The organism is Spiroplasma alleghenense, assembly GCF_003363775.1.
GTDB lineage: Bacteria > Bacillota_I > Bacilli_A > Mycoplasmatales > Mycoplasmataceae > Spiroplasma_B > Spiroplasma_B alleghenense.
The window spans coordinates 158,447-170,128 of sequence record NZ_CP031376.1 but is presented as its reverse complement, the minus strand read 5'-3'; the positions used below and the strand labels follow the sequence as shown (position 1 = coordinate 170,128).

Here is an 11,682-nt window from a genome sequence, read left to right as displayed (position 1 = left end):
ATTAAACAATAAAAAATTATACAAACTAAGTTTGTATTTTAATTAAGCTAAATTAGCTAATACGGAGAGCGATTCGTTTTCTAACACTTTCTCAAAAGCTTCTGAGCGAGACGCAAAAACAAATAATCATTGAGTGATTAAGTACTGTTCTTGTAGATTAATTAATGATTTTTTAAACATTTTGACATCCGCCTTTCACATTATGTTTATTTTAATTAATTATTTAAAATAATACAATGATTTTAGTAATTTAATTTTAAATAAAAAATTCTCCTCACATACAATTCTGAACGATAAAATTGCTTCTATCGTAGTTGTATATTGGAGAATTAGTTTTTATTTGATAGTTCATTATTTTCTATTAAATTAAAAAATATCAGCTTCAGGATTATTTTTATCTAAAAATGCAACTTTTGGTGTAACACTCTAGTAATGAAACTTAAATTTATTAATTAGTCATGATTAATTTTTAAATTTATATGGAGATATAGATTCATTAACTTTAATCATCCTATAATCATATCTCTCACCAAAATAAAAATCATTTTTATTATTTAAGTCATTGCTTGTTAGTGCTGATGAAAAGTATCAAACTCTTAATTTAGCAGGTCAAATATTGTCGGTTAAATTATTATAAAAATATATATCATTATTTTCATTAAAAGAAATTCACTTCAAAGGTCTATAGAATTGCTTCTCCGCAAAACTAACACCAATGGTTAAGTCCAGTGTTTCAAGATATTTAGTTGCTTCTGGGTTCGCCTCAAACAATTGATCTAATCCGTAAGAGGTTGAAATTGGCGTGGTTGGTTCAATATCTTTTCAAGATTCAGGTTTTTTAAGATAGTAAAAATAGTCTCAGTTATCTTCAATAGATCATTCTTGACTAAAACCAAAAAATGTTTTGATAAAATCAAATGCATCTTGAACAAATTTTTTGTATAAAACTTTAGTGTTTTCACTTTCTGGAAGTTGTTTAATAATGATTTGTTCTTCGGGTAAATCATATTCAAAGCCATTAAGAGAAAAGGTTATACCTTTTATTGAGGCCCTAAACAGCGCAATGTAATTTCTCTCTTCTTCTGGGTTAAGTTTAAAATTAGAATTTTCTATGCTATTTTTAAAAGCAGAATTATTCTTTAAATTATATTCTAAATTAAATGAGTTAATCACTTCAGAAAAGTCTTCATATTTTGCTGACATTTCCTCAATATTTTCAACCTTATATTTAACATTATTAATATAAAATGTTGAACCGTTTTTGCTAACTTCAGAAATGAATTTTTCTTCCGCTTCTTTGTCACCTCTCACAGCTTTTTTTAAAGTGGGCGTACCAACACCATAGGATACGTTACCCCCTTGCAATCGGAATTTACTATTTCCAGAATCTACTGAAGAATCAATTATATTTTCATATACTGGGCTTATTATATATTCTTTATTAAAGGTGATTTCTTTATCCTCAAAATCAATGAAATTTAAAATAGATTCAAATTGATTGTAGACGCTGTTATCGGGAGCTTTTTCCCTAATTGCATCAGCGGTGTTTTGTAAGTTACCTTTGTCACTTCTGTATATAAAGCTATTTGCATTTTCTTGTGTATTTAAGGTGTCTGTGTAGATATTTTTTACTTTGTTTAACGAGTCTGCATCCGTTTCGTCACATGTAATGGTAATTGAGGTTTTAAAATTGTTCAAAGTTTCGACTTCGACTTCACCGTTTGAATTTAAAAAATAAAAATTGGCTCCGATGTTAATATAAAGCGAAATCGGTCCGTCTTCACCCTGTTCTTTAATTTCAATTGCGTCAATAAAATAGCCGTCAGCTAGCGGTGACTTTCCATTAACTAATACAGGCTTAAAATTAACATCAGTCATGATCTTACTATTAATTTCAGCTTCAACATTTTCTCAACTAATAATTTGATTAATATTATTTTGAATTTCCTTTGATTCAGGGGTTTCAAGTTTTTCAATAGCCTCTTTGTTTTCTATAATTCAAAGTTTGCTATTATCAAATGGATAATCAACACCATTGTCTCCACCATTAGATTCTGATACGAAAAAATAATTATCAAAATCACTTTTTAAATTAGATTCAAAGATTTGTTGAACTGAATTTTTTAATTCTAGTTGTAAAGCTCTATAGTCAAATTCGTTTTCAGGATTTATTCTATTTTTTTTACAAGAAACTACGCTTGTTGGGATCGTAATTACCATTGCTGTTGATGCTAATATACTCAATAATTTCTTCATTTTTATTTCTCCTTATAATTTTATATATCTATACCTAGTATATATATATATATATAAAGTCAACTAGGGTTGAAAATCGTTGATTCAAATAATTAGAAATTTAAGTAAAAAATAGAGGAAAATTAAACAAAACCAAAAATAGTATTGTACAAATATAAAATTGTACAATACTATTTTGGTTTATTAAACTTAAGGTTGGTTTTCCTGTTATATATTGGGAAAATTATTCCTAATTTTAAGGTTTATTATTTTTTATTAAATTAAAAAATATCGGTCTCAGGATTGAATATAATCTCTTATGTATAGAGGTAGAATAAAAAAATTATTCTAGTAAACTCTTTGCATAGGAGGTTTTTTAAATGGCCAATTTAAAAGGAAATAAAAGTCACATGACTTCTTTTGATAAAAAGTTAGAAATCGCGCATGATTGATTGCAAAATCAACAAAGTTGAAAAAAATTAGCAGCTAAATACAATGTCTCATACTCGGCAGCTCGAAAATGAGCTTTGGGATACGAGCAGTTTGGGGAAGAGTATTTAAAGAGAATATCATCTAGAAAAGGACAAACTGCAGGTATTAGTAGAATTGGAGCGCCGTCTAAGCGAGATAAATTAAGTTATGAATTACATCGTTTGAAAAAGAAAAATAAGGAACTTGAAATGGAAAACGAATTTCTAAAGAAGTTCAATCAATACCTGGAGGATTTAGAAAAAAACAACAAATAAAATATCAGTCAATTGACACTCAGAGAAAATTATGACCGGTATCTTTTATCTGCAAAATTTTAAAAACAACTCAATCAAGCTATTATCGCTGAGTTAAAAATAATCGACCAAACTTTAATTACAAAATTGATCAAGAACTTTTAGATTTAATTGAAAGTATTTTTCAACAATACAAAGAAATTTATGGATATCCAAGGATAAGAATTGTTTTAAAAAACCAATATAATATTTCTGTTTCAGGCAAAAAAGTATATCGTTATATGCAAGAATTAGGGATAAAATCCAAGACAAGAATCAAAAAGAAACGCAAACCAAAAGAAGTAAAAATTTTAAAAAACAGAAAACACGAAAATATTGTAAATCGAAAATGAAATAAATATAGTAAGGGCGAACTTTTTGTAACCGATGTTTCTTTTTTGCCATTTTCAAATAACAGATTTGCCTATCTTAGTATTTTGAAAGACGTGAGCACTGGGTTTATTGTTGGATATGATGTTTCTTTAAGGAATGACAACAAAATCTATTTAAAAACATTGAAAATGGCTGAGAGTTATTTTGATTTTGATAAAAATATAATAATCCATTCTGATAACGGATTTCAATATACCAGTGACGCTGTTGAAATATATTGTAGTAAAAATAATATAAAAATTTCGCTGAGCAGGCCCGGTAATTCCGTTGATAACGCTGTTGCTGAGTCCTTTTTCGCTTGCTATAAAACAGAGTGGTTTAGGAAAAATTTTAAAACCTACTCAGAGGTGTATAATAATTTCATAGACTACATTAATTTTTATAACTTTAATAGAGTCATGATTAAGCACGAAAAAACTCCATGACAAGCATGGAGTACCTTATAGAATAAAAAAACTTATTCTATACTTGACAGAATAAGTTCAATCGGTCTCAGGATTATTTTTATCTAAAAAGGCGACTTTTGGTATAACTTTAAAAAACTCTTGAAACAATTTCCCAAGTTCGTTGGCTGCAACTTCAATATTAGATTTACTTGCATCAATTTCCTCGATCACAAAAATTGCATTTTTGGTATCTTCAGTTAGCATTGTTCTTTGCGCTTCTCTTCAATTGAGACATCTACAGATTGCCCCGGCTTCATCTTTGTAAATTATTTCATCAAGAAATGGACTCTCATTTTCTGATGACCCTAGGGGTTTAAATTCTTCAGTACCTACAGCGGTTGTTAAGAGAAGGTCTCCCTTAATTTTATCAACGTCTTCACCACCACAAGGAACCCCATAGGTCATTGAAATACAGTTGTAAAAATCCACCATAGGATTGATTGAATGTACTTGATTGTTGTTTTTAGCTCTTTTTAGCAATGCCTCTATTGAGGAGCGAGCCCCTTTTTTAGTTTTAAATTTTTGATAAGCGTTTCTTCATTTTTGGATAACTTCATTTTCTGAAAAATTTTCATTTTGAGTAAACTTTAAAGACTCTTTCACTGCTTTTTCTAACATTTTTACAAAGTATTCAGTATCGGTTTGCGTTGAATTATCGACGTTTTGAATTGTTATAATAGCTATTTTAGCTTCTGGAAATATGTTTCAAAACTGATTTTCAACTATAATTTTTTTCATTTTTATGTCCTTTTAATTAATTCATTGTAATAAGTTTTAATTCAAACTTATTAGCCGCTTCAATCATTTCTGGGTTAGGTTTAAATTTGATTTGATTTGCTTCAAAAATGTTTTCACCTGAAGTAAATACTTCAAATGATTTTGAAAATTTATCTTTTAAATTATCATCAATAACTTCCATTTCCTTAGCAGTCATAAATTTCAAATATCAACTTGAGAATGAATAAACTAAGTTTCAAACTCAAATAAGTTCTAGAGTAGTATTTTGTTCATCATCACTTAATTCCTTCAAATGAGTTAACCCTAAACTTGAGCAATAAATTTTGGCCTCATCAACTAGCTTTTGCGCTCCCGCTGTTGATTTGATCATGTAGGCACGATCAATAATTGTATGTATAATTTCGTTCATCTTTTTAGTCCTGACTATAAGTTAATTATACCAAATTATTGTAATTAACTATAATTTGGTATAGGACTATTTTTTGTAAAATTATTTATCTCAATTCATTTTTTTGAAACTTATTAATGAATACATTAGTATTAACAACATTGAAGTAAAAATTTGGTAAAGATTTTCTAAATTAAATTCTCCACCTTCCATTCACGCTTTATTCAAGGGTGTAATACTATATTTAAAAGGATTTATATATGAAATTGGATTCAAGATATCACTTTTTTCAATTAAACTAATTGGAATAAATGACCCGCTTAAAAAGGCTATTGGTATGAAAATAATGTTTGAAATTGTAATATAAGAAGTCGGGGAACTTGATTTAAATAAGCTAGCAATCATAATTCCTAAAGTAGTTGAAGACAAAATTATAATTACTAAGTAACCAAATGATGATCACCAATCTTTTGGTTCTAAAATTTCACCTCACCCAAATTCTCAACCAAACATTAATCCACTTCAAAGCATGGTTCAAAAAAATGTCAGAATCATAAAAATTACACAAATACTAATTGTTGACAACATGAAATTGAAAACTCTAGTATTAGTCGCTCCAATTCGTTTCATAAGCCCACTATTTTTGAACTCAATTAAAGTTTGAGGCAGAACAGAAATACCAACTATAATTATGCAAACTGTTGCAACCGATGTGGTTAATTGTTTTATTATATTAGCGGCGGCGAAACTATTGGCATCCGCATAAATTTCCTTAAATGCAAAACCCTCCAAGAACATTAATATGATTGGGAATGCCAACAAGAAAAACGGCACCGCCATCCCTTTATAATAATATTTTAAGATTAATTTAATTAAAGGAATGTTTTTACCTTTTTTGGTTTCGCTATTTATTATTTTGTTAAAGCGATTTTTTTCATCCAATTTTCTAAGTGGTAATTTTTCATTTTTAATATTTTTATTTTTTGAATCAATAAATTTTTTCATTGTATAGTTCTCAACTGAGCCATACTCTTTTATTAAGTCACTTACTAATCCTGACTCTTGAATTTTTCCATCATCTATATAAATAAATTTATTACATAAATCTTCAATTTCCTTCATTAAGTGAGTTACTAAAAGCATTCCCTTGTCAGGTTTGATAATATTTTCTTCAATGATATTGAATATTTCACTACGAACTTCAATATCCAATCCTGTAGAAATCTCATCAAGAATTACAAAGTCTGGGTTATGAATTAGGCAAAGTAATATATTTACTAATTGCTGTTGTCCCCCCGAAAGCCTTTCTAAAGTACGATTTTTAAATTTAAAGATTTGATACCTTTTTAAAGTTACATCTAGTTGTTCTTCGGTCATCGGAACATTAAATACTTCTAAATAATATTTAATCATATCCAAAACTGTTATTCCAACCGGATATGCTGTAGTTTGAAATTGAAAACCCATTATCAAATCAGATTTTCTTTCAACTTTTCCTGATGTTGGTTTTTTAGTCCCTCCAATTATTTCACTAATTGTGGACTTACCAGCACCATTGGGTCCAATTACTCCAATGCGATCACTGGCATTAATTTTTAAATTTATAGACTCAAATATAGTTTTACTTCCATATTTTTTTTCTACATTTTTTAATTCTATAATTGTGTCAAGACTGTTTAAAATTTCTTGAGTATTTTTTATTTTTTCTTTCATTATGCTCCTTAATTGAGCATGCTAAAAATATATTAATAAAATTAAAATTTTATAATTACACATTAATAACACACTCTAGTTTTTAACGCAAACTAAAAAGTTTTAGCGATTATATTACTAAAATTTGTTATTAATTAAATGTTCTAAAGTCCAAATACTTCTTTTCTAAATTAAGTATTTCACTTTTCTTATCGTTTATTATGATTAAATCAAAATTTTTATTTTCAAAAAATATATTTTTAATTTCTTGATTGTACAAATTTTCATTTTCCAATTCAATAATTTTTAAATTAGTAACTTTAAATTGAGATACTAAATTATTTTTAACTCTTCTTATTACTTTAATGATACGTTTAATTATATAATTTTTTTTCAAGTCCTTAAATGAAACCAAAATAATCATAGATGTGAAAAAAAACATCAGAATAAAAACTATCATAAGAAGAGAGTAAACGGCAGCAAAAAATGTATCCTTAATGATTTCGTTAATGATGGCAGCGGTCTCACCTTGTAGGATAAAAAGTGATGGCAAAATTATTTTAATAATATTTTGGACTTCTTCTGGTTTGTGTTTTTTATATCAATTATGAGAGTCAATTTTTGCTAAAAAGCTTTTTCTATTATTTACTAATTTAAGTGATTGAAAAACCAAGAATAATAACAAAAGCTGAATAAGAGATATGCTAAAGGATACTTGAACAATAAAAATTGTTTCTTGGTTAGGGTTCAATACATTAAAAATTGTTGTTAAAAAAATAATTAAATGTAAAAGTGCAAAAAAAATATAAAAAATTTTATTGATATTTATTTTTTTAAAAATATTTTTTTTCATTTCTCTTACCTTTTAAAAGATTATATATTATTTTATGAATTAAAAAAAGAAAAAACTTAGTATTTTGCTACTAAGTTTTCATCAATTTCAAATTCATTTTTGGCAATGCATTCTTTGATTCAGTGCCCTGATTTTTTAATTGTTCGATTTTGATTTTTTAAATCCAGTGCTACAAATCCGTAACGATTCTTAAATGAATTGGCTCAACTTCAACAATCTATAAATGTTCACATTTGATAACCAAAACAGTTTGACCCTTCGTTAATAGCTTTGTGCAATCAGTATAAATGTTCTTGAATAAATTCAATTCGATAATCATCTTGAATTTCCCCACTAGCATTTAAGAATTTTTCTTCACCTTCAACACCCATTCCGTTTTCTGAAATAAATCATTTAATGTTGTTGTAATTATTTTTAATGTCCATAGCGATGTTGTAGATTGTTTCTGGGTGAATTTCTCATCCACGATGTGGATTGATGCGTTTTTCTTTTCAATCATAAGTTTCAAAATATTTGTCTGGCATATTTTCACCAGTATAAGGTTTTGACAAAGCTTGAATTCTTCTAGGTTGGTAATAATTAACAGCTAAAAAGTCAATTTTATTCTCACTAATAATTTTTAGTTCTTCAAAAGAATATTCTGGTAAAACATTATCAGCTTTTAAAAGCTCAACAAATTCCATGTTGAACTCTCCATTAACTGCGGCATCTAACATTGATTTGTTGAAGAAAGCATCACTTATTTTAGCTGCTTTTATATTTTCAACTTGATTATCTTTTGAATAACTTGGTGTTAAATTTAAAACCACAGTTATTTCTTTTTTCTTATCAGCGTTAAAAATTTTTTTAAATTCATTAACTGCCTTAGCATGAGCTAAGATTGTATTGTAACCTACTTGGGCTGCAAGTTTATAATCGCTGATGTAAGGATATCATCATTTATAAAGGTATTGCGCTTCAACTGGAACAATAGGCTCATTCATAGTCGATCACATATCAACTAAGTCACCAAATGACTCAAAACATTTTTTAGCATACAAAGCAAATAAGTCAGTGACTTTTTTATTTCCAAATCCCCCAATTTCTTGTAATTCTCAAGGCATATCAAAATGGTATAAGTTTACCATCAATTTTATTCCTGCTTGTTTTAGTTTTGAAAAGTAGTCACGGTAGTAACTCAAAGCCTTTTGGTTTATTGACCCAGTTTCTAAATTGTCAATAAATCGCGATCATTGGATCGAAGTTCTAAAACTGTTTAAATTTAATGACTTCATAATTTCAATGTCTTCTTCATATCTTTGGTAAGTATCACAAGCAATTGTTGGTCCAACTTGGTTGTGGAAATCTTCTGGCTTTAGTTCAAACCATTTATCCATTACATTTAAATGAGGTTTATCCTTTGTTCCCTCCGATTGTGGTCCGGATGTAGCCGTTCCTCATAAAAAATTTTTTGGAAATTTTAGTTTCATTTTATTTCTCCTCTATTAACGAAAGTGCCCCAATTAAATTGGCTTCATTATAATAATAACACGATTTTATCTCAAACTGACGTTTTAGCTCAGTGAGTTTATATAGCTCATCAATTTGCTTTATAAGCAATGCAATAAATAAATTATTTTTACTTATTCCCCCACCAATCAATACTAGCTGTGGGTCTATTAAAAAACTAGAATTCATAATTAATTTTGACAAGTTAAAAACCATTTGATCTACTGCTTTTTTAGCATTACCATCTTCATGATATTTTTCCAAAATTTCCTCACCAGTAATTTTATTTTTAGTTAGTTTTTCATAAAAATTAATTAAGGCATTAGTAGAACATTGGGTTGAACTGTTTTTAAATTCTTTATTTTCAATAAATTCTAAATTACACCCAATTTCTCCCGCTTGCAAATGGCTGCCTCGAAATAATTTTTTATTTATTATCACACTCCCACCGATTCCGGTACCCACAATTAAAAATATTGCATTATTAACTTTTTGAGCATTACCGCTAAATAATTCAGCCAGTGCTGCACAATTTGCATCATTTTCTACATAAACTTTGTCTGTTCATTTTGAAAGTTCTTTTTTTCAGTTGACTAAGTGGTAATTTTCAATTGCCGCAAGTCCCGAAATTTCCCCCGTTTCAGGATTTATTATTCCTGGTGAAGAAATTGCTATTGCACCGACTTTAAAGTCGGTTTTATTTTCAACAATAATCTGATTGATTATTGCTTGAATTTCCTTTTCATCTATAAATTTTTTATAAACAACATTACCTTCTTTTACTTTTGTTTTTTTATCATAAATCTCATACTTGGTAGACATGCCCCCAATATCAAATACATAATTCATATATTCACCTCAAAACAATTGTACGCTTCATAAATTCTACAACAATTAAAATCGAGAAATTAAGAATAAAATTCCGAAAAAAGAGATTATTTAATTTGCTTAAATCATTATTTAAAAATAGCAAATATTTTTAAATATATTTTTATTTACTCTTGCCTTCTAAAATATAAGTACTATGATTTACCTAAGGTTAGGTGGAGCGAATTTAAATAATGAAAATCAGACATTATGTATGATAGAAATATAAAATCAGAAAATAAATACCTACAGAGTTTATTTATTTGACCGAGTAAAATAATAATCGTAAAAATAATTTTAAAGCAGGTTGCTTAAAGGAGATTTTATGAAAAAAATTATTTTATTAACCTCATTCTTATTGTGTGCTACACCAGCTATTAACTTATCAAAATTCAGATTAGAAAATAAACAAGATACCATTTTATTAAATAAGGGGTATGGGGAATTAAAAGATGCAATAGATTTAATTTTTCAACAAATTGTGGAAAATGATGTCAAATTCCAAAATGAAAAAATTGCAAAAATTGCAAAAGATTCAATTAATCAAGTTTACGATAATATAAAAGGTTTAAATTTAGATATTGAAGAAATTCCTAAATACCTTTTAGAATCAAACGAAGATTTTCGCAATAATTACACAGAAATTTTTAATAATATAGAAAAACTGCCGAAACAAAATTATGAAAATATCAAATATTTGAGAAGTAGTTCAGATTACGATGAGTTACTAGAAACTTTAAAGAATAATAGACCAGTAATTGTGGGAATGATTGCTGCAGCTTCGGTAGTTGGAGCCGGACTAGGTATTGCGGGAATATGAAGTTTTGGGGCCACGCTTCACTATGCGGGGGCTGCAGCTGCGACCGCCATTGGAATGGGAAAATTTTTAGTTGATCTTGATAAGTCAATAAATCTTTTGGAAAATGGAGAAATGACAAAAAAGGAAGGTGCCTTAATAATTATCAATGGAGCGATAAACACAGTTACAACGGTTCTAGGAGCTGCATCAATTTTATATAATCCAGCAACTGCAGGCTTAGTGATAATGAAGAGCTTAGGATATTTAATTGGTAAATTTATATAAATATTTTATCGAAAGGAATGCTTAATAATGACTTTGTTAATTAAAATTATTTGACTATTTCTAACATTTCTTTTATTTTTTATTTTTTTCTGAATTTCAAATAGAATTACCAATTCTATTATTTCGTGTTCAGAAAATTTTGAGGTTAAATTTGAAAAATTTAAAATTAGAGTATCTCTGGGGGACGGGATTTTTAAAATGAAAAAGTATATAACTTCATTTTTAATATTTTACTTTATATTTTTTAGTTCTTTGTTTACTTTTGTAATTTTTGCATGGTTAGAATACGATTATAAAATTACGGAATGACTTATTTATGCATTAGCTACAGAATTTTTATGATTCTTTTCATTCATTAAAATACCTTCGGTATTGCGTTCTAGAGCACCAAAATCGCTTGACTTCGAAAAATATTCTGAAATGAAAGACTATTATAATAAATTAGTTTTACCAATTCACAACTTAGACAGAGAATTTGAATTACAATTCCAGGATTTCAAATCAAGAAACATATCTGTTTTTAAAAAGTATGAAACCAAGTGAAAAACATTAACCTACTTTTCATGTGATATGGTAAAGATCGAAATTTTTATTCATAAAAAAATAGACGATGCCAATCAACTAAATTGTTTTGATTACTTTGCTAAAAAATATTTTTCAGAAAAGTAATTTTGAACACAATATTTAATTAAAATTTTAATTTAAGATAAAAAAAATAACTCAATTTAAAACCT

At 27.6% G+C, this 11,682-nt stretch carries 12 protein-coding genes; 4 read left to right on the top strand and 8 right to left on the bottom strand.

The window, feature by feature from the left end; genetic code table 4:
- Nucleotides 1-42: 42 nt before the first annotated feature.
- A complete protein-coding gene (locus tag SALLE_RS05930) occupies nt 43-180 on the bottom strand; it encodes a hypothetical protein (RefSeq protein WP_162807916.1) in 138 nt (45 codons plus the stop codon).
- A 282-nt stretch (nt 181-462) separates the two neighbouring features.
- Nucleotides 463-2,256 (bottom strand): lipoprotein, encoded by a 1,794-nt coding sequence (locus SALLE_RS00775; RefSeq protein WP_115557746.1) that lies wholly within the window; start codon nt 2,254-2,256, stop codon nt 463-465.
- A gap of 359 nt (nt 2,257-2,615) precedes the next feature.
- On the opposite strand from SALLE_RS00775, the gene SALLE_RS00770 reads away from it, so the two are divergent.
- Nucleotides 2,616-2,981 carry a helix-turn-helix domain-containing protein gene (locus tag SALLE_RS00770; RefSeq protein ID WP_115557738.1) on the top strand — a complete coding sequence of 122 codons (366 nt, stop codon included), beginning with the start codon at nt 2,616-2,618 and terminating at the stop codon, nt 2,979-2,981.
- Complete coding sequence (locus tag SALLE_RS00765; RefSeq protein ID WP_218936937.1) at nt 2,927-3,838, top strand: IS3 family transposase; 912 nt, start codon at nt 2,927-2,929, stop codon at nt 3,836-3,838. The genes SALLE_RS00770 and SALLE_RS00765 overlap by 55 nt, the downstream gene beginning before the upstream one ends.
- On the opposite strand, the gene SALLE_RS00760 is transcribed toward SALLE_RS00765, so the two are convergent.
- The 6 genes from SALLE_RS00760 to SALLE_RS00735 form a co-directional block, all read right to left on the bottom strand.
- Nucleotides 3,833-4,576: a B3/B4 domain-containing protein gene (locus SALLE_RS00760; protein ID WP_115557745.1), complete on the bottom strand. Its 744-nt coding sequence runs from the start codon at nt 4,574-4,576 to the stop codon at nt 3,833-3,835. The genes SALLE_RS00765 and SALLE_RS00760 overlap by 6 nt on opposite strands.
- Nucleotides 4,577-4,592: 16 nt before the next feature.
- The gene (locus SALLE_RS00755; protein WP_115557744.1) at nt 4,593-4,985 is read right to left on the bottom strand and encodes a hypothetical protein; all 393 of its coding nucleotides are present in this window, start codon (nt 4,983-4,985) and stop codon (nt 4,593-4,595) included.
- An 81-nt stretch (nt 4,986-5,066) separates the two neighbouring features.
- Nucleotides 5,067-6,677, bottom strand: a complete 1,611-nt coding sequence (locus SALLE_RS05925) for an ABC transporter ATP-binding protein/permease (protein WP_162807915.1) — start codon at nt 6,675-6,677, stop codon at nt 5,067-5,069.
- 130 nt (nt 6,678-6,807) lie between these two features.
- On the bottom strand, nt 6,808-7,509 hold the full coding sequence (locus SALLE_RS00745; RefSeq protein WP_115557743.1) for a hypothetical protein: 702 nt from the start codon (nt 7,507-7,509) through the stop codon (nt 6,808-6,810).
- A gap of 56 nt (nt 7,510-7,565) precedes the next feature.
- Nucleotides 7,566-8,978: a glycoside hydrolase family 1 protein gene (locus SALLE_RS00740; protein ID WP_115557742.1), complete on the bottom strand. Its 1,413-nt coding sequence runs from the start codon at nt 8,976-8,978 to the stop codon at nt 7,566-7,568.
- 1 nt (nt 8,979) lies between these two features.
- The gene (locus SALLE_RS00735; RefSeq protein WP_115557741.1) at nt 8,980-9,846 is read right to left on the bottom strand and encodes an ROK family protein; all 867 of its coding nucleotides are present in this window, start codon (nt 9,844-9,846) and stop codon (nt 8,980-8,982) included.
- A 343-nt stretch (nt 9,847-10,189) separates the two neighbouring features.
- Here SALLE_RS00735 and SALLE_RS00730 point away from each other — a divergent pair, with 343 nt between their 5' ends.
- Both SALLE_RS00730 and SALLE_RS00725 read left to right on the top strand, forming a co-directional pair.
- Nucleotides 10,190-10,948: a hypothetical protein gene (locus SALLE_RS00730; protein WP_115557740.1), complete on the top strand. Its 759-nt coding sequence runs from the start codon at nt 10,190-10,192 to the stop codon at nt 10,946-10,948.
- A 198-nt stretch (nt 10,949-11,146) separates the two neighbouring features.
- Complete coding sequence (locus tag SALLE_RS00725) at nt 11,147-11,617, top strand: hypothetical protein (protein WP_162807914.1); 471 nt, start codon at nt 11,147-11,149, stop codon at nt 11,615-11,617.
- Nucleotides 11,618-11,682: the final 65 nt, after the last annotated feature.